General features: G+C 74.4%; 20 protein-coding genes. 14 read left to right on the forward strand and 6 right to left on the reverse strand.

The window, feature by feature from the left end:
* Positions 1–11 precede the first annotated feature (11 nt).
* The 6 genes from ACU436_RS32575 (at position 12) to ACU436_RS32600 (ending at position 8,546) form a co-directional block, all read left to right on the forward strand.
* Positions 12–788: a DUF3027 domain-containing protein gene (locus ACU436_RS32575; protein ID WP_459030868.1), complete on the forward strand. Its 777-nt coding sequence runs from the start codon at positions 12–14 to the stop codon at positions 786–788.
* The gene (locus tag ACU436_RS32580) at positions 788–3,760 is read left to right on the forward strand and encodes a sacsin N-terminal ATP-binding-like domain-containing protein (protein WP_459030869.1); all 2,973 of its coding nucleotides are present in this window, start codon (positions 788–790) and stop codon (positions 3,758–3,760) included. The genes ACU436_RS32575 and ACU436_RS32580 overlap by 1 nt, the downstream gene beginning before the upstream one ends.
* 28 nt (positions 3,761–3,788) lie before the next feature.
* Positions 3,789–5,114 carry a D-inositol-3-phosphate glycosyltransferase gene (mshA, locus tag ACU436_RS32585; protein ID WP_459030870.1) on the forward strand — a complete coding sequence of 442 codons (1,326 nt, stop codon included), beginning with the start codon at positions 3,789–3,791 and terminating at the stop codon, positions 5,112–5,114.
* Complete coding sequence (locus ACU436_RS32590) at positions 5,111–5,605, forward strand: type III secretion system chaperone family protein (protein ID WP_459030871.1); 495 nt, start codon at positions 5,111–5,113, stop codon at positions 5,603–5,605. The genes mshA and ACU436_RS32590 overlap by 4 nt, the downstream gene beginning before the upstream one ends.
* A 100-nt stretch (positions 5,606–5,705) precedes the next feature.
* The gene (locus ACU436_RS32595) at positions 5,706–6,677 is read left to right on the forward strand and encodes a DUF4349 domain-containing protein (RefSeq protein ID WP_459030872.1); all 972 of its coding nucleotides are present in this window, start codon (positions 5,706–5,708) and stop codon (positions 6,675–6,677) included.
* Positions 6,678–6,959: 282 nt separating this feature from the next.
* The gene (locus tag ACU436_RS32600) at positions 6,960–8,546 is read left to right on the forward strand and encodes an AMP-binding protein (protein WP_459030873.1); all 1,587 of its coding nucleotides are present in this window, start codon (positions 6,960–6,962) and stop codon (positions 8,544–8,546) included.
* A 15-nt stretch (positions 8,547–8,561) separates the two neighbouring features.
* Here the strand turns inward: ACU436_RS32600 and ACU436_RS32605 are convergent, their stop codons facing one another.
* Positions 8,562–8,918 carry a YybH family protein gene (locus tag ACU436_RS32605; RefSeq protein WP_459030874.1) on the reverse strand — a complete coding sequence of 119 codons (357 nt, stop codon included), beginning with the start codon at positions 8,916–8,918 and terminating at the stop codon, positions 8,562–8,564.
* Between the two features lie 47 nt (positions 8,919–8,965).
* The gene (locus ACU436_RS32610) at positions 8,966–10,099 is read right to left on the reverse strand and encodes a methyltransferase (RefSeq protein WP_459030875.1); all 1,134 of its coding nucleotides are present in this window, start codon (positions 10,097–10,099) and stop codon (positions 8,966–8,968) included.
* Positions 10,100–10,282: 183 nt separating this feature from the next.
* Here ACU436_RS32610 and ACU436_RS32615 point away from each other — a divergent pair, with 183 nt between their 5' ends.
* Positions 10,283–10,537 carry a hypothetical protein gene (locus ACU436_RS32615; protein ID WP_459030876.1) on the forward strand — a complete coding sequence of 85 codons (255 nt, stop codon included), beginning with the start codon at positions 10,283–10,285 and terminating at the stop codon, positions 10,535–10,537.
* Here the strand turns inward: ACU436_RS32615 and ACU436_RS32620 are convergent.
* Together ACU436_RS32620 and ACU436_RS32625 are read right to left on the reverse strand one after the other, a co-directional pair.
* A complete protein-coding gene (locus tag ACU436_RS32620) occupies positions 10,530–10,919 on the reverse strand; it encodes a VOC family protein (protein ID WP_459030877.1) in 390 nt (129 codons plus the stop codon). The two genes, ACU436_RS32615 and ACU436_RS32620, sit on opposite strands and share 8 nt — an antisense overlap.
* 50 nt (positions 10,920–10,969) lie before the next feature.
* Positions 10,970–11,428, reverse strand: coding sequence for an anthrone oxygenase family protein (locus ACU436_RS32625; protein WP_459030878.1), 459 nt, complete (start codon positions 11,426–11,428; stop codon positions 10,970–10,972).
* A gap of 84 nt (positions 11,429–11,512) precedes the next feature.
* On the opposite strand from ACU436_RS32625, the gene ACU436_RS32630 reads away from it, so the two are divergent.
* The gene (locus ACU436_RS32630) at positions 11,513–11,971 is read left to right on the forward strand and encodes a MarR family winged helix-turn-helix transcriptional regulator (protein WP_459030879.1); all 459 of its coding nucleotides are present in this window, start codon (positions 11,513–11,515) and stop codon (positions 11,969–11,971) included.
* A 231-nt stretch (positions 11,972–12,202) separates the two neighbouring features.
* Complete coding sequence (locus ACU436_RS32635; RefSeq protein ID WP_459030880.1) at positions 12,203–12,961, forward strand: GntR family transcriptional regulator; 759 nt, start codon at positions 12,203–12,205, stop codon at positions 12,959–12,961.
* Positions 12,962–13,099: 138 nt separating this feature from the next.
* On the opposite strand, the gene ACU436_RS32640 is transcribed toward ACU436_RS32635, so the two are convergent.
* Entirely contained in the window at positions 13,100–13,597 is a 498-nt protein-coding gene (locus ACU436_RS32640) for a VOC family protein (protein WP_459030881.1), read from the reverse strand.
* Between the two features lie 79 nt (positions 13,598–13,676).
* On the opposite strand from ACU436_RS32640, the gene ACU436_RS32645 reads away from it, so the two are divergent.
* From ACU436_RS32645 to ACU436_RS32665, 5 genes are all read left to right on the forward strand, one after another.
* Entirely contained in the window at positions 13,677–14,171 is a 495-nt protein-coding gene (locus tag ACU436_RS32645; RefSeq protein WP_459030882.1) for a MarR family winged helix-turn-helix transcriptional regulator, read from the forward strand.
* A gap of 27 nt (positions 14,172–14,198) precedes the next feature.
* Positions 14,199–14,795 carry a hypothetical protein gene (locus ACU436_RS32650; protein WP_459030883.1) on the forward strand — a complete coding sequence of 199 codons (597 nt, stop codon included), beginning with the start codon at positions 14,199–14,201 and terminating at the stop codon, positions 14,793–14,795.
* Positions 14,796–14,839: 44 nt separating this feature from the next.
* Positions 14,840–15,574, forward strand: coding sequence for a phosphoglyceromutase (locus ACU436_RS32655; protein ID WP_459030884.1), 735 nt, complete (start codon positions 14,840–14,842; stop codon positions 15,572–15,574).
* A gap of 183 nt (positions 15,575–15,757) precedes the next feature.
* Complete coding sequence (locus ACU436_RS32660) at positions 15,758–16,978, forward strand: ATP-binding protein (RefSeq protein ID WP_459030885.1); 1,221 nt, start codon at positions 15,758–15,760, stop codon at positions 16,976–16,978.
* 13 nt (positions 16,979–16,991) lie between these two features.
* Complete coding sequence (locus ACU436_RS32665) at positions 16,992–17,681, forward strand: response regulator (protein ID WP_459030886.1); 690 nt, start codon at positions 16,992–16,994, stop codon at positions 17,679–17,681.
* Positions 17,682–17,820: 139 nt separating this feature from the next.
* On the opposite strand, the gene ACU436_RS32670 is transcribed toward ACU436_RS32665, so the two are convergent.
* Positions 17,821–18,117, reverse strand: coding sequence for a hypothetical protein (locus tag ACU436_RS32670; protein ID WP_459030887.1), 297 nt, complete (start codon positions 18,115–18,117; stop codon positions 17,821–17,823).
* Positions 18,118–18,259 lie beyond the last annotated feature (142 nt).

The raw sequence follows: 18,259 nt of genomic DNA on the forward strand, positions 1-18,259 counted from the left end.
CAATCCGTCTGGTGAACGCCGTACCGACCCTCGACCCGCCCGCCCGGCTAGTGGACGCGGTGGAGCAGGCGCGGGCCGCGGCGGTCGATGAGGCCGCGGCGGACCTCGGGCCGCAGACCGCCGAAGAAGCCGTCGGCGAGCACCTGGACGCCGTCGCCGAGGGCGCCGCCGCCGTGAGCCACCACTTCGCCGCCACCCAGGGCGGCTACAAGGGCTGGCGCTGGTCCGTCACGCTGGCCGCCGCGGGCGACGACGTGCCCCTCACCGTCAGCGAGGTCGTCCTCGTCCCCGGCCCCGACGCGCTGGTGGCGCCCGTCTGGGTGCCGTGGGAGGAGCGCGTGCGGCCCGGTGACCTCGGTGTGGGCGACCTGCTGCCCGCCCCGCAGGACGACCCGCGGCTCGTCCCGGGCTACCTCGCCTCCGACGACCCGGCCGTCGAGGAGGTCGCCGTCGAGGTGGGCCTCGGCCGGCGCCTCGTGCCCTCGCGGCACGGGCGCGACGAGGCCGCCCGGCGCTGGCACGAAGGCCCGCACGGCTCGGCTTCCGACATGGCCCGTGCCGCCCCCGCCACGTGTGGCACCTGCGGCTTCTTCTTCCCGCTCGCCGGTGCGCTGCGGGGGGCGTTCGGGGTGTGCGGCAACGAGTACTCACCGGCCGACGGCGCCGCCGTCGACGTCGGCTTCGGCTGCGGCGCCCACTCCGACGTCCAACCCGACTCGACGCCGGCGGTGACCGTGGCCGAGCTCGTCTACGACGACGGCGTCGACCTGGAGCCGGTCGGCCCGTAGTGGCAGACCCCTTCGGCACGGCGGAGCTGCGGGCCGCCGTCCTCGCCGCATGGGCGGACTCGCCCACCCGCTTCCGCGAGGACGCCAACGCCGAGGAGGACCTGCGGCTCGGCGGGTACGCCGACGCGTGGTTCGTCGAGCTCGCCCAGAACGCCGCCGATGCCGCGCGGGCCGCGGGGGTGCCGGGACGGCTCCGCGTGGAGCTGAGCGACGGCGAGCTCGCCATCGCCAACACCGGTGCGCCCCTGAGCGCGGCCGGTGTCGCCGCGCTCGCGTCGTTGCGGGCGTCGGCGAAGCGGGACGACCCCGGCTCGGTGGGCCGGTTCGGGGTCGGGTTCGCGGCCGTGCTGGCGGTCTCGACCGCCCCGCGGGTGCTGAGCAGCGGCGGCGGCGTGGCGTTCTCCGCGGAGCGGACGGCCGCCGAGGTCGCCGCGTTCCCCGGCCCGGCCGCCGAGCTGGCGCGGCGGGACGGGCCCCCGGTCCTGCGGCTCGCCTGGCCCGTCGACGAGCGCCCGCCCGCCGGGTACGACACCGAGGTCCGGCTGCCGCCGCGACCCGGGGTCGACGACCCGGCCGCGCTGCTCGCGGGCGCCCGGGACGGCGCCGCCGACCTGCTGCTCGCGCTGCCCGACCTCGTCGAGATCGCCGTCGGTGAGCAGGTCGTGACCCGCACCGACGGGCCCGGGCCCGGCGAGGTGACGATCGGCGGGCGCCGCTGGCTGCTGGCCCGAGGCACCGGCCGCATCGACGACGTCGCGGCGCGGGCGGAGGCCGTCGAGCAGCGGGAGCGGCGGGACTGGTCGGTGTGCTGGGCGCTGCCGCTCACCGCCGGCGGAGACCCGGACCCGCTGGGGAGCGACGTGCTGCACGCCCCGACGGCCACCGAGGAGCGGCTCTCGCTCCCCGCGCGGCTGATCGCCACCGTGCCGCTCGAGCCGGACCGCCGTCGGGTGCGGACCGGACCGGCCACCGACTCGGTGCTGGCCGGCGCGGCGGTGGCCTACCTCGACCTGGTGCGGGCCGTCGCGCCCGAGGCCCGGCTCGCCCTCGCGCCCGAGCCGGGCTTCCCCCGCTCCGAGCCGGACGGGCGGCTGCGGGAGCTGCTGCCCGACGCCCTGCGCGGCGCGGCGTGGCTGCCCGCCGTCACCGGCGCGGAGCTCACCCCCGGGCGCGCGGAATGGCTCGACCTCCCGGCGCTGGACGGGCCGGCCGCGGCGCTTCCCGGGCTGCTCGCCGACGCCGGGTTCGACAGGCTACTGGCACCGGTTCCGCCGGGCACCAACCCGGCCGTGCTGGCCGAGCTCGGTGTGCACCGGATGCCGCTCACCGAGCTGGTGCAGCGCCTGTTCGGGGTGGAACGGCCGCCGGGGTGGTGGCGGTCGCTGTACGCCGCTCTGGAGCCGCTCGCCGACACCGTGCCCGGCGCGGTGGACGAGCTTCGCGCCCTGCCGGTCCCGCTGTCGGACGGCCGGACGGCGGCCGGGCCGTCGACGGTCTTGCTGCCGCCGCCGCCCGCTCCCGAACCGCAGCAAGGTGGCTTTGCTCCGGGTCAGCCGGCGCAAAGCCACCTTGCTGCGGAACGCGACGGGGCCGTGGACCGCGTCGCCGCGCTCGGGCTGCCGGGGCTGCACATCGCGCATCCCGAGGCCGCGCACCCGTTGCTGGAGCGGTTGGGAGCGGGGGTCGCCGACGCGGCCGCCTTGCTGGAGCACCCGGCCCTCGTCGACGCCGTCGAGCGCTCCGTGGACGACGCCGAGGCCGGGCTGGACGTGCGGCCGCTCGCCGAGGCCGTGCTGGCGCTCGTCGCCGACACCGGGAACGCGCCCGGGGCGCTCGCGGCGCTGGCCCTCCCGGACGCCGGGGGGCGCCCGGCGCGCGCCGACGAGCTCATGCTCCCGGACGCCGCGGTGCGGCCCCTGCTCGCCGCGGACGCCCCCCTCGACGCCCTCGACCGGGAGTTCGCCGCGCGCGTGCCGCGCTCCGCGCTGCTCGCCCTCGGCGTCGTCGACGGGTTCTCGGTGCTGGTGGACGAGGAGCCGGCGGCCCCCGACCACGACCTCGACGACGAGGAGCGCTGGTGGGACGGGCTGGAGGAGCCCCCGGCCCGCCTGGTGGCGGTGCGCGACCTGGACCTCGTGGCGGACGACGCGTGGCCGGCCGCGCTCTCGCTGCTCGCGGCCGATCGGGACACCCGCGCCGCGCTCACCGCGCCCGGCTCGTACCCGGCGTGGTGGCTCGGGCGGCACGCCCGGCTCGGCGGACGCCGCCCGGCCCACTGGCGGCTCCCGACCGCCACCGAACTGGCCCCGCTCTACGACCCGCCGCCCGTCGACGGCCTCCCGGACGAGGACGTGCTCGCCGCGATCGGGGTGCGTGCGGACCTGCGCGTCCCCGACACCTCGACGGCCGCCGACCTGCTGGCGCGGCTGGCCGACCCGGACCGCACCCCGGACGTCGCACTCGCCGCGGAGGCGTACGCCGAGCTGGCCGACGCCGTGGCCGACGGCCGGGTCGACCCGGCCGACCTCGAGCTCCCCGAGCAGGTCCGGGCGCTGGACGGGACCGTCGCGGACGTCGACGTCGCGGTGGTGCTGGACCGGCCGTGGCTCGCGGCCGTGTTGCCCGCGGGCGAGCTGGCGACCGGTGGCGACCCGGGTGCGCTGGCCGACCTGCTCGACCTGCCGCTCGCCTCGGACGTGGTCGTGGCCGACGTCGAGGGCGACGGGAAGAGCGTGCGGTGGACCGAGCTCGCCGAGATCGTCGTGGCGTGCCACACGCTGGAGGTCCCCGTGCCCGACGGTGATCTCACCCTCCACGACGAGCTGTGGGTGCAGCTGCGACGACCCGGTTCCGGCCGGTTCCGGGTCCCGACCTGGCGGGACCCATCCGGGCGGTGGCACGCGAGCGACGCCGTGCACGCTCTGCTCGGGGTGATCGCGGAGGAGATCAACGGGGCCGACTCGTCCGGCTGAGCAGACCGGTCGCGTGCTACACAGGGTCGTGACCTCCGCCCGCACCGGCGCACCGCGGCGACCCGACCGGGTGTGCCTGCTGTCCGTCCACACCTCACCGCTGGCGCAGCCCGGCACGGGCGATGCGGGCGGCATGAACGTCTACATCGTGGAGACCGCCACCCGGATGGCCCGTCGCGGCGTCGCGGTCGAGGTGTTCACCCGCGCCACCTCGTCGGATCTCCCGCCGGTGGCGCAGCTCGCGCCGGGCGTGCTCGTGCGGCACGTCGTCGCCGGGCCGCTCGAGGGCCTCGGCAAGCAGGACCTCCCGAGCCAGCTCTGCGCGTTCACCGCGGGCGTGCTGCGCACGGAGGCGCGCCACGAACCCGGCTACTACGACGTCGTCCACTCCCACTACTGGCTTTCCGGTCAGGTCGGTTGGCTGGCCCGCGACCGCTGGGGCGTGCCGCTCGTGCACAGCGCCCACACCCTCGCCCGGGTCAAGAACGCGGCGCTGGCCACGGGTGACTCCCCGGAGCCGATGACGCGGGTGATCGGCGAGGACCAGGTCGTGGCCGAGGCCGACCGGCTGATCGGCAACACGGATGAGGAGACCCGCCAGCTCGTCGAGCTCTACGGTGCCGACCCGCGCCGCACGGTCGCGATCCCACCCGGCGTCGACCTGGCCCGCTTCACCCCCGGCGACCGGGCCGCCGCGCGCCGGGCGCTCGACGTCGCACCCGACGCCGTCGTGCTGGCGTTCGCCGGGCGGATCCAGCCCCTCAAGGCCCCGCACGTGCTGCTGCGCGCCGCGGCCGAGCTGTTGCACCGCGACCCGGCCCTGCGGTCCCGGCTCGTCGTGCTCGTCGCGGGCGGACCGTCGGGCAGCGGCCTCGCCGAGCCCACGGCCCTGCAGGGGCTCGGGGAGAGCCTCGGCATCACCGACGTGCTGCGGTTCCTGCCGCCCCAGACCCGGGACGGCCTGGTGGACGTCTACCGGGCCGCGGACGTGGTGGCCGTGCCGAGCTACAACGAGTCGTTCGGTCTGGTGGCGCTGGAGGCGCAGGCCTGCGGCACCCCCGTGGTGGCGGCGCGGGTGGGCGGGCTGCCGGTCGCGGTCGCCGACGGCGTCTCCGGCCTGCTCGTCGACGGCCACGGTGCCGAGCCGTGGGCCGACGCGCTGGGCGCGGTGGCGCTCGTGCCGGGACGCCGCCGCGAGCTGGCCGCGCGCACGGTGGAGCACGCCCACCGGTTCTCCTGGGACCGCACGACCGATGCCCTGCTGGACACCTACGCCGGCGCCGCGGCCGAGTTCGCCGACCGGCAGCGGCAGGCCATGCGGGCCGGCCTGGCGGCCGGGATGATCGAGGGGTGACCGCAGCGGACCCGTCGGCCGTCGACGCGACCGTCGAGGCGGCGCTGACCGGCCTCGACGTCGACCACCACCGCCGCGAGCCCGGCCAGTTCCTCGTCACGCTCCCCGGCACCAACCGGCTGCAGACCCACTGCTGGCTGCTCGTGCGGGAGCACGCGCTCTTCGTGCAGGCGTTCGTCTGCCGGCAGCCGGACGAGGCCCACGACGCCGTCTACCGGTTCCTGCTGCAGCGCAACGCGCGCCTCTACGGCGTGCACTACGCGCTCGACCGCGTCGGCGACATCCACCTGATCGGCCGGATCGGCCTGCACGCCGTCACGGCCGAGGAGTTGGACCGCGTGCTCGGTCAGGTGCTGGAGGCCGCCGACGGCGACTTCAACCCGATCCTGGAGCTCGGCTTCGCCACCTCGATCCGCCGAGAGCACGCCTGGCGCCTCGACCGCGGCGAGAGCCTGGCCAACCTCCGCGCCTTCGAGCACCTCTTCACCTGACCCGCGAGGAGCTCGTGACGGGATCGTGACCCGCCGCGGCCAACCGACGTTCCCCGGCCCTCCGTCCTGACGGCGGAACCAGGGCGAGGAGGCGGTGGCGGTGAAGGTGTCGGCGAGACCGGGGCGCCGGGTGGTGCTGATCGGGTCGGGAGTCGTGCTCGCGGTGCTGGTGGCCGCGCTGGCGGTCGTGCAGGGCGGGTCCGGTGGGAACGCGAGCGACGTCATGGCCGTCGCCCCGGCGCGTCCCGCGCCCGCGATCGGTGGCGGCACGTCGGCGAAGGAGAGCACGGGCGCCGGGGAGGTGGCTCCCGACGCCGGTGGGAGCGACACGCGGGCATCGGGCGTCCCGCTCGGCGGCGTGCAGCGGCAGTTGGTGCGCACCGCGCAGCTCACGGTCGAGGTGGGCGACCCGGTGCCGGCGGTCCGGCAGGTCCGCACCGCCGTGGCGGGCGCAGGGGGCTTCGTCACGGAGGAGCGGTCGGAGGACACCGGCAGCTGGCTGGTGCTGCGGGTCCCGGCCGACGCGCTCGACCGGCTCATCGACGAGGTCGCCGGGTACGGCCACGTGGTGGACCGAAGCGCTCAGGTGCTGGACGCCACGGAGGAGGTCGTGGACCTCGACGCGCGGGTGGCCAGCCAGACCGCGAGCGTGGCGCGGGTCCGCGGGCTCCTCGCCGAGGCGTCGAACATCGGCGACGTGATCTCGATAGAGTCCGAGCTCGCCCGCCGGGAGGCCGATCTCGACTCCCTCACCCACCGGCTCGCCGCGCTGAAGGACCAGGTGGCGCTGTCGACCCTGACCGTCGACCTGCGTGGCCCGATCGCCGTGCCGCCGCCGGACCCGCAACCGGCACCCGGCTTCCTCGCCGGCCTCACCGCGGGCTGGGACGGACTGCGCGCGATCGGCTCGGCCACGGCCGCGGTGGTCGGGTTCCTGCTGCCGTTCCTGCCGGTGCTCGCCGTGCTCGCCGGGTTCTGGCTGCTCGCCCGCCGGATCGTCCGCGCCCGGCGCACACCCGCAGCAGCGGGAGGGGGTGGGCGGAGCGGCCCGGGATCTGAGGGGGAGTCATGAACTCGGGCCACTCCGCTGGAACCGCCACGTCGGCCGCGCGATCGGGGGCACCGCACGCCGGTGGCAACCGGGGTGGCGAGGGGACGCCGCTCCGGTCCGGCCGGACGAGTGGGGCTCGCCAAGGCCAGCGCGCTCACCCTGGCAGGCGCTGACGATCAAGACAACCCTTCCGAGTTAGGCCATTCGAGTGAAAGCCGCCGGTCGGAGCGCCTTTCCGGTCTGGACCATTGAGCCCTACTGGTGGGTAGAGTCCCGCTACTGCCACCCGCGAAGGAGCGCCGCATGCCCGTCCGCAGCCCGTATCCGGATGTCGAGATCCCCGACGTGTCACTCTTCGACTTCCTCTTCACCGGCTTCGGTGAGCGGGCGGGCGCGCCGGCGGTGATCGACGGCGCGTCGGGTGCGACGATCACCTTCGCCGAGCTGGAGGGCATGGTCGGCAAGATCGCTGCGGGCCTGGCGGAGCGGGGCATCGGCGCGGGTGACGTCGTGGCGCTGTTCGCCCCGAACACACCGCACTACGTGGCCGTCTTCCACGGCATCCTGCGCGCGAACGCCATCGTCACCAGCATCAACTCGCTCTACACCCCCGGTGAGCTCGCCCACCAGCTCGCCGACTCGGGCGCGAAGCTCGTGTTCACCGTGTCGCCGTTCCTCGACCGGGTCAGGGCGGCGATCGCCGAGGTCGGCCTGCCGGCGGACGCGATCGTCGTCCTCGACGGGGCTCCATCGACTCCTGGGGGCCACTCGAGCCTGCGCGACCTGCTCGGCACCACCGCGGAGCCGCCGGTCCAGACCGTGACGGGTGCCGACACGGCAGTGCTCCCCTACTCGTCGGGCACCACGGGGCGGGCGAAGGGCGTGGTGCTCACCCATCGCAACCTGGTGGCCAACCTCCAGCAGATCGCGTCGATGGGCGACGTCGACAGCGACACGAAGATCCTTGCGGTGCTGCCGTTCTTCCACATCTACGGCATGACCGTGATGATGAACCAGGGCCTGCACCGCCGGGCCACGGTCGTCACGATGCCGCGCTTCGACTTGCAGGAGTTCCTCCGGGTCATCTCCGAGTACCGGGTGGGGCGGGTGTACATCGCGCCGCCGGTGGCGGTGGCGCTGGCCAAGCACCCGATCGTCGACCGGTACGACCTCTCCTGCATCGACGTGATCTTCTCCGGGGCCGCCCCGCTCGACGCCGAGCTCGGCCACGCCGTCGCCAAGCGCCTCGGGTGCACCGTCCTGCAGGGCTACGGGATGACCGAGCTCTCCCCGGTCAGCCACTGCATGCCGGACGACCGCCCCGACCTGGACCTCGACAGCTGCGGCTACGCCATCCCCAACGTCGTGTCCAAGCTCGTGGACCCGGAGACCGGCCAGGAGGTCGGGCCCGGCGGGCGCGGCGAGCTCTGGGTCAAGGGCCCGAACGTCATGTCCGGCTACCTCAACAACCCGGAGGCCACGGCCATCACCCTCGACGCCGAGGGCTACCTGCACACCGGCGACGTCGCCACGGTCACCGAGGAGGGCGTGTTCACGATCGTCGACCGGGTCAAGGAGCTGATCAAGTACAAGGGCTACCAGGTGCCACCGGCCGAGCTCGAGGCGCTGCTCCTGACGCACGACAAGATCGCCGACGCGGCGGTCATCGGGGTACGCGATGCCGCGGGCGAGGAGGTGCCGAAGGCGTACGTCGTGCGCCAGGCGGACGGCACCGACCTCACCGCCGACGAGGTGATGGCGTTCGTCGCGGAGCGGATCGCCCCGCACAAGAAGGTGCGGGTGGTCGAGTTCATCGACCAGATCCCGAAGTCGGCGTCGGGCAAGATCCTTCGCAAGGACCTGCGGGCCCGGGAGGCGGCGCCCAGCTGAGCGCCGGCCGGCCGCTCACGTGACGTTCGGTCGATCCAGGATCCAGCGCCACGTGCCATCGGGCTGCCGCCGCGCCACCTCCGCCGTGGCGCCGGCGCCCCCGGGCAGCCGGGTGGAGGTGAGGGCCAGCTCTCCGATCCGCAACGCCGGGTGCTGCTCGCCCGGGGTGAACCGTGGTGCCGACGCGACGAGGGCGGCGTAGAACCGGCGGATCCCGGCCTCACCGCGCACCACGCCGCCCTCGGGTGTGGCCAGCACCGCGTCGCTCTCGTACAGCGCCACCAGGCCCTCGACGTCATGGGCGTTGACCCGCTCCACGAACAGCCGGCTCAGCTCCTCCGGCTCCCTGGCCGAATCCCTGTTCTCGGACACGGTGTACGTACTACCGGCGGGCACCGACAGATCCGCACACATGAACATCACGCCTGCCCCCGGAAGCCCAGCCGCCACAGCGCGATCGTCTCCCGGCTGCGCAGGTGGGCGAGCGGGTCGTCGTCGGGTAGGCGCAGGGTCGTCGGCGGCGCCGCGAGTCGTTCCCGTACCGCCAGCCCTGCGGCCGAGACGAGTGCCGGCAGCGTGCCGGGATCGCGGAGGCCGAGCAGCTCGGCCAGGTCCGACACGACGAGCCACGCCTCGCCCCGCTCCGTCAGGTGGTCGGGCAGCCCGCGGACGAACGCGGAGAGCATCGTGCCGCGCCGGTCGTAGACGCCCGCCTCGAGCGACGACGTCGGAGTGCCCGGTATCCAGGGCGGATTGCACACAACGAGGTCCGCGCGGCCGGGCGGGAACGGGGTGCGCCGCAGCACGGTCGAGCGCCCGGCGAACCCGAGGCGGTTCAGGTTCTCCTGGGCGCATGCGACCGCGCGCGGCTCCACGTCGGTGGCCACCACCGTCGGCACCCCCCGGTGCAGCAGGAGCGCGGCCAGCACACCCGTGCCGGTGCCGATGTCGAACGCCGTCCGCACCGGACGGAGGGGGGCCTGCGCGACCAGGTCGACGTAGTCGGTGCGGGTGGGCGCGAAGACGCCGTGATGCGGGTGGATGCGCGCCCCGAGCGCCGGCACCGGGATGCCCGTGCGGCGCCACTCATGGGCGCTCCGCACACCGATCAGCTCGCGCAACGCCAGCACCGCCGTCCCGTCGGACGGCCCGAAGACCTCCCCGCAGGCCGCGGCCACGTCGGGTGCCCTGCGGAGGCCGAGGACGTGGCCGGCGGCGAGCTCGACCAGGACGGAGCCCAGCAGCCGGGCGCGGTGCGCGCGGTGCTGCCGCTGCCGGTGGAACTCCGCGGCGGGCGGCAGTGGTCGGCGCCGGTCCACGGCGCGGTCGATGCGGCGCGCCATCGCGTCGAGCAGGGCGCGCGCGTTGTGGAAGTCGCCGCGCCACAGCAGGCCGGCGCCGTCGGCGGCGAGCCGGCAGGCGCGGTCGGCGGTCAGGTCGTCCCCGACGACGTGGACGGAGGTGGGCGGTCGGCGGTCGTCGGCGGTGAGCCAACGCGCTCGCCGCAGGACGCCACCGTCCCGCCACGAGACGGAAGGGGTGTTCTCGTGCACTGGAGGGATCCCGGGTTCCGGGAGCGGCCTCCGGCCGGCGGGCAGATCAACCGTCCGGAGACGGCTCCGCATCTGAGGAGGGGCAGGGCCGTCAGGCGGACGGCCCGCGCCACCTGACTCTTCCGGCGATCACCGGTTCACCCTACCGCTTGTGCCGGGGTGTGACCGGGCGCACAGTGGGTCATGGCCCGGTTCAGTGTGGCGTCCCGCGCCTCGTTCCGATCGGAGCGGGTGCGCGCGTCGGCGCGGATCTCGATCTCGGTGACGGTCCGCGCGCTCGGCCGCCCGGCGGGCGCGCCCGACGACCGGCTCGTGGCCGAGCTGAGCCGGTACTCGAGCCACGCGGAGCTGGTCGACCTCGGGGCCACCCTCGACCGGTACGCCGACGAGGACACCGCGGAGATCCGCGAGATCCTGGCCGCTCGTTCCCTCAGGTAGTCGGGAGGACGCGGAACTCGCCGCCTTCGCGGTCGGTCAGCACCACCCGGTCGTCGACCTCCGCCAGCACGCGGGCGCCGAGCCCGACGAGACGTTCCGCCTCGGCCGCGACGTCGGCGGTGCGCAGGTCGAGGTGCACGCGGTTCTTCACCGTCTTCGGCTCGGGCACGCGGGTGAAGAACAGCCTCGGCCCGCTGCCCGCGAGCGGCTCCACCAGCACCGACGGGTCGTCCTCCGGGTCGTCGACGCCCATCGTCAGCAGCCGCGTCAGCTCCGCCTCGCCGTACGGGGCGACCCGGTAGCCGTCGAGAGCGGCCGCCCAGAACCGCGCGAGCGATGCCGGATGCCGGCAGTCGAACACCACGTCGCCGACCGCGCCCATCCGGACAGGATCACCGCCGGTGCGGTCCGCGGCACCCGCTTTCCGGAGACCTACCCCCGGCGGCCGGCGCGGAGGGCGACGACCGCCGCGGCGACCGCGACCAACCGGACGCGGTTGACGCGGTGCCAGTGCCCGACGAGCCGCCGCCGTTCCGCCGGATCCGCGGGCCGGCGAGCCGCGTCGAGCAACGGGAGGTTCACCGACCGCACCAGATGACCGGTCAGGACCGCACCCGTCGCGGTCAGCAGGGCGGCGGCCGTGAGGGCGGGACGGTCGGCGCGCCGGTGCCACCCGGTGGCGACGCAGGCGAGCGTCGTCGCGAGGGTGACGGGCGCCGCCGGGACGTAGTAGCGGACCGGGCTGCCCGGCGCGAAGGCGCCGCCGGTGGGCGGCTGGTCGGCGATGCGTGCCGGCATCCGCACCACCTCCTCGTACAGGTTGCCGAAGAACCAGTGCGCGAGGCCGAGCTCGGCCGCGGTCCGCAGGTCGACGTGCGGTCGTCTCTGCATGCCGCGATCCTGCCGCAGGGGAACTGGCCGACCCGCCGGTCGTGCGGCTGGAGGTGCCCCGGTGAGGAGTCCTACGGTGTGCGGATGGCGCAGGCGGGACCGGTGCGGTCGACCCCACTCGACGAGCAGCTGTGCTTCGCCCTCTACGCCGCGTCCCGGGCGATGACGAGCTGCTACCGCCCGATGCTCGAAGCCCTCGATCTCACCTATCCCCAGTACCTCGTGCTGCTCGTGCTGTGGGAGCGGGGCGAGTCCACGGTCACCGGGATCGGGCAGGCGCTGCAGCTGGAGACCGGCACGCTCTCACCGTTGCTGAAGCGGCTGGAGGCCGCCGGGCTGATCACCCGCACCCGGCAGGTCGGGGACGAGCGCTCGGTGCTCGTCTCGCTCACCGCGGCGGGCCGTGAGCTGGAGGCGCGGGTCGCGCAGGCGCAGGTGAACGTCGGTGCCGCCGTCGGCCTCAGCCGCATCGAGGTCGTCGAGCTGCGCGAGACCCTCCAGCAGCTGTCCCACCGGCTCCGCGCGGCGGCCGGGGACCGCTAGCTGCGCCACACGTGGTTGCTCCCCGCCGGTGGCTCTGGTGCACTGGCTGCATGGTCGGTGAGCTCCTCCCGCAGCGGCGCGCGTTCCGCGTCTGCCTGATCGGGGCCGACCAGCTCTCGGTCGACGACCGCCGGTGTCGCCCGCACCCGGCCTGCTGACGCCGCGCTCTCGCGGCCCGCTGCAGGCGAGATGCGCCCACCGCAGCACCGGACCGACGGGAGCTCCCCACCGATGACCGCCAGCATCCTCGACCGACTCGCCGTCGAGCCGCTCTGGGCGCAGCTGCTCGCCGACCTGCGCCGCCGGCTCGACCAGGACGACTTCGCCGCCAGCTTCCCGGGCGAGCTGGCCCTGGTCGCCGAGTACGGCGTGAGCCGCCACACCGTGCGCGAGGCGGTGCGCAGGCTGCGCGACGAGGGGCTGGTCATCGCCGGTCGCGGGCGTACCCCGCGCCGTGCCGAGCCCGCGGAGATCGAGCAGCCGCTCGGGGAGATCTTCAGCCTCTTCTCGGCCGTGGAGGCGGCCGGGCAGGTACAGCGCAGCGTGGTGCGCACGCTCGACGTCCGCGCCGACGGCGTGGTGGCGGCGAAGCTCGGCCTGGAGGAGTCCACGCCGCTGGTGCACCTGGAGCGGTTGCGCCTCGCCGACGCGGAGCCGCTCGCCGTCGACCGGGTCTGGTTGCCGGAGATGCTCGCCGCCCCGCTGCTGGACGTCGACTTCGGGAGGACCGCCCTCTACACGGTCTACGAGTCCCGCTGCGGCGTGTACGTCACCGGTGGGAGCGAGCGGGTTCGGGCGGTCCTGCCCGGCGAGGCCGAGCGCGAGCTCCTCGCGATCCCCGACGGCGTCGCGGCGTTCGCGATCGACCGGCTGGGCTGCGCCGGGGACCGGCCCGTCGAGTGGCGCCAGACGCTCGTGCGGGCCGACCGCTTCAGCGTCACGGCTCGCTTCTCCGCCCGCGAGGGCTACCGGATGGACATCTCCGCCTAGACGCTCCTCGTACGGGGTGTCGGGCCAACCGATACTCGCGATCTTCCCCGCCAAGATACGAAGTATCGGGCGTCCATGGTCGTGGGGACAGCCATGGGCAACCGAGACTTCGGATCATGGCCGTGCATCGAGGGGCATCTAGACGGAAACGCCGACGCCGCCGCGGGTCCGTTCGCCGTACTCCGCGATCGCCGCGTCGAGGTCGAGCGGGGCGGTCTTCGCCTCCACGTCGGGCCCGATCCGGTCGGCGGGCACCAGCCAGCACACCTCGAACTCGAGACCGTCCGGGTCGTGGGCGTACAGCGCCTTCGTGGTGCCGTGGTCGGACGCGCCGACGAGCGCCCCGTGTTCCTTCAGGACGCCGGCGAGGCGCCTGAGCTCGGCGAGCGTGTCGACCTCCCAGGCGAGGTGGTAGAGCCCCACCGTCGAGCGCCCCGCCGCGGAGTCGCCGGCGTCGGCACCGATCGCGAAGAGGGCGAGGTCGTGGTCGTTCGTGGAGCCGGCCGCCTGCAGGAACGCGCCGCGGCCCGGCATCGAGTGAACGACGCGGAAGCCCATGGCTCCTGTGTAGAACGCGACGCTGCGGTCGACGTCGCGGACGTACAGGACGGCGTGGTTGAGCCGTTGGACCGGCATGGCCCCTCCAGTGGTTGAGAGTTCAACCGTAGGATAGACATCGACTCATGAATGTTCAAGTTTCGGTTATCCTTGGGTCGTGAGTGGTGACGAGACCCGGTGGCTTGAACCCGATGAGCTGGAGACATGGCTCTCCTACGTCGCGGCCACCACCCTCCTGGAGGGAGCGCTGGACCGCCAGCTCCAGCGCGACGCCGGGATGCCGCACGCCTACTACCAGATCCTGGCCATGCTGTCCGACGCGCCGGACCGCACTCTGCGGATGAGCGAGCTCGCGGCCATCACCCAGAGCTCGCAGAGCCGGCTCTCGCACGCGGTCGCCCGGCTGGAGTGCAAGGGCTGGGTGCGGCGCAAGCCGTGTCCCGACGACCGGCGCAGCACGTTCGCGCAGCTCACCGAGGAAGGCTTCGCCGCGCTCGCCGCCGCGGCCCCCGGCCACGTGCGCACGGTCCGCCGGCACGTCTTCGACCGGCTGACCCCCGAGCAGGTGGAGCAGCTGCGTGAGATCACCCGGGCGGTGCTCAGCGGACTGGGTGTTGCCGGGGGCGACCCGCGCGACCTCCTGCCAGGCTGACCACGGCGGCCCCTCGAGGGAGACGGCATGGGTGTCCGGGCGATCGGTGTCGCGGCCGTGCTGGCCGGCGTGGTGAGCGTGGCGGCGTGCACCGTCGCGGTGCCGGGTGCGCCCGCCGCGGACCCTGCCGCCACCGCCCACCCGTCCCCGCGCCCGCCCGGCCCCGCGTTCCGCGACGCGCTGAGCCGCTTCGACGTCGTCCCCCCGCCGGGTTGGACGGTGGACACGAGCGGGGTGCAGGGCACCGCCGTGGTCTTCGCCGACCCGCTGGTGTCGCAGGCAGCCGGTGGACGGTTCCGCGCGAACATCAACGTGATCGTCGTGCCGGCGAGCACCGACCTTCCGGGCATCGTCGGCGCTGCGCGGCAGGAGGTGCGCGCGCTCGCGGGCTACCTGCCCACCGCGGACGAGCCCGTGACGCTGCCCGACGGCTCGGCCGCGCACCTGCTCGGCGGCACCTACCAGGACCCGAGGACCGGCCTCGCACTGCGCAACCTGCAGCTGATGGCCCTGCACGGCGGCGGCGAGACCGTCGTGGTCACCGGCACCGCGCTCGCGGACACGTGGGACGGGTACGGGCCCGTGTTCGAGTCGTCGCTGCGCAGCCTGACGGTGCCCAGCTGACGGGGCCGGCCGACGGCCGCACCCCGCCTGGCAGAGTTGGGTGCATGGGAACACTGGTGCTGCTGCGGCACGGGCAGAGCGTGTGGAACGCGGAGAACCTGTTCACCGGGTGGGTGGACGTGCCGCTGTCCGAGACCGGGGAGCAGGAGGCCCGCCGCGGTGGCGAGCTGATGGGCGAAGCCGGCCTGCTGCCCGACGTCGTGCACACGTCCGTGCTCAGGCGCGCGATCTCCACCGCGAACCTCGCCCTGGACGCGTGCGACCGGCACTGGATCCCCGTCCGGCGGGACTGGCGGCTCAACGAGCGGCACTACGGCGCGCTGCAGGGCAAGGACAAGAAGCAGACGCTCGAGGAGTTCGGCGAGGCGCAGTTCATGCAGTGGCGCCGCTCGTACGACGTGCCGCCGCCGCCCATCGGGACCGGATCGGAGTACGACCAGGAGGGCGACCCCCGCTACGCGGCCGGTGAGGTGCCGCGCACGGAGTGCCTCGCCGACGTCGTCGCGCGGTTCCTGCCGTACTGGGAGTCGGCGATCGTGCCCGACCTGCGCTCCGGCAGCACCGTGCTGCTCGCCGCGCACGGCAACTCGCTGCGTGCGCTGGTGAAGCACCTCGACCGGATCTCCGACGAGGAGATCGTCGGCCTGAACATCCCCACCGGGATCCCGCTGCTCTACGAGCTGGACGACGAGCTGCGGCCGACGGTGCCGGGCGGGCGGTACCTCGACCCGGAGGCGGCGGTGGCCGCCGCGGCGGCAGTGGCGGCCCAGGGGCGGTAGTTCTGCCCCGCTCCGCCCCGGCGAGCCCTGCGGGCCGACGGCGTGCAGCGGGGCGTCTCCTCACCCGCCCGGGTGAACGGGGCGTGAACGGCCGGGGAATTCACCCGTTCTGAGACGTCAGGCACGTCACGACGGGCCTCTCGAGCTGGCCTTGTCGGTGGTCGGCCTGCCTACCATGCGCTCGTGGACGCGCTGCTCTGCGTGGCGATCGCGGCTGGTGCGCTCGCACTCGGCCTCCTGCTCGGGCTCCGTTGGGGGCGCCGGCGGGAGGAACCCGTCCCGGCGCCGCCCGCCCCCGCGCCCGGCCCCCCGTTCGCCGACCTGTTGGAGCGGGTCTTCCGGTCCACGAACGAGGGTCTCGCCGTGCTCGACAGCGGCGGCGACGTCGTGCTGCACAACCCCCGCGCGGCCGATCTCGGCGTGGTGCACGGTGGCCTCCCCGACGCGCGCGCGGCCACGGCCAGCCAGCAGGTGCTCCACGGGGGCACCACCGTGGACGTCGACCTCTCCCCGCTCGACCACCGCGGCCGCCAGCCCGCGGCCGTGCTCGCCCACGTGCGCCCGCTGGGCGGCGGCTACAGCATGGTCGAGGCGGCCGACACGTCCGAGGCGGTGCGGCTGGAGGCCACCCGGCGCGACTTCGTCGCGAACGTCAGCCACGAGCTGAAGACACCCGTGGGCGCCGTCGGGTTGCTCGCCGAGGCCGTGCTCGACGCGGCCGACGACCCGGCCGAGGTCCGCCGGTTCGGCACGAAGATCCTCAACGAGGCCAGCCGGCTGGGCAACCTCGTCACCGAGCTGATCGCGCTCTCCCGGCTGACCGGCGCGGAACGCCTGCCGGAGCTGCAGGTCGTGGACGTCGACGAGGTCGTGCAGGAGGCGCTGGCCCGGTCGCGGCTCTCGGCGGAATCGGCCGGCATCGAGATCATCGTGGACCGGCCCACCGGGCTCGAGGTCGACGGTGACCTGACGTTGCTGGTCACCGCCCTGTCCAACCTGGTCGAGAACGCCATCGCGTACTCGCCGGCCGACTCGGCGGTGTCGGTGTCGCGCCGGCGCTGCGGTACCTGGGTGGAGATCGCCGTCACGGACCGGGGGATCGGTATCGCGCCGGAGCACCAGAAGCGCGTGTTCGAGCGCTTCTTCCGCGTCGACCCGGCCCGTTCCCGCGCCACCGGCGGCACCGGCCTCGGCCTGGCGATCGTCAAGCACGTGCTCGCGAACCACGGCGGCGAGGTGCGGCTGTGGAGCAGCCCCGGCACCGGCTCGACGTTCACGATGCGCCTGCCCGTGCACGTCGAGCCGGGCACGGAACTCGCAGACCCCGCGCCGGCCCCGGCGTCCGACCACGGGCAGGCCGCCCCCACGAGCCGGCCCGCCGACGTACCCGACCGCGTCGGGTGAGGTGAGGAGATCCATGACAAGGGTGCTCATCGTCGAGGACGAGGAGTCCTTCGCCGACCCGCTCGCTTTCCTGCTGCGCAAGGAGGGCTTCACCACGGCCGTCGCCGCCACCGGGCAGGACGCGCTCGAGGAGTTCGACCGCAACGGTGCCGACATCGTGCTGCTCGACCTCATGCTCCCCGGCATGAGCGGCACCGACGTCTGCAAGGCCCTCCGCACCCGCTCCGCCGTCCCGGTGATCATGGTGACGGCCCGGGACAGCGAGATCGACAAGGTGGTCGGCCTAGAACTGGGCGCCGACGACTACGTGACGAAGCCGTACTCGGCCCGCGAGCTCATCGCGCGCGTCCGCGCGGTGCTGCGTCGCGGCGGTGAGGCCGGAGCGGAGACCGACGGCCAGCCCGGCGTGCTCGAGGCGGGCCCGGTGCGGATGGACGTCGAGCGGCACGTCGTCTCGGTGAGCGGCGCCGACGTCGCGTTGCCGCTCAAGGAGTTCGACCTGCTGGAGTACCTGCTGCGCAACGTCGGCCGCGTGCTCACCCGCGGGCAGCTGATCGACCGCGTGTGGGGCGCCGACTACGTGGGCGACACGAAGACCCTCGACGTTCACGTCAAGCGGCTGCGCTCGAAGGTCGAATCCGACCCGTCCGCCCCGCGCCACCTCGTGACGGTGCGCGGCCTGGGGTACAAGTTCGAGTCGTAGCGCCCGGGCGCTGGACTCGCTCGAGCGCGGCACCACCTCGTACCTGGAACGAACACGGTGACCCACGTCCGGCGTGGCGCGCTGGTGACGGCTCCTTCGGTGGCGCATGCTCCTCGTCGGCTGACTGCCTCTTTCCCGGTCAGCTGCGCGGCTTTTCGGGGAGCCGCTCCAGCACCTGCCCGACCATCTGCGTGAGCGTGCGGAGCTGGGTATCGACCGACCCGAACCGACCCCCATGTTCTTGCAGCTCCAGCCCGTGCTGGTGGATCCGGCCATCGATCGCGTCGAACCGGGCGTTCTGCTCGGCGCGCATCGTCCGGAGCTCCTGGCGGATCTCCTTGGCATCGTCGTCCAGGCGGAGCGCGAGCCAGCGCGTCTCGGCGTGGTCGATCGCCAGCTTCCGCACCGTGCGCTCGAGCTCTTCGTCCCCGGCCATGCGGCAATCGTCCCAGACGCCGCGCCCTCGCGGGCCGATCGCGCCGATCCTGTGGACAACGGTGTGGGCATGTGGACAACTCGTGGATCGAGGCAGGTCGGGACGGTCCTGCCGCACGTCACAACCGGCTAGGTCACAGGAG

This window comes from Pseudonocardia wallangbongensis (assembly GCF_054486945.1).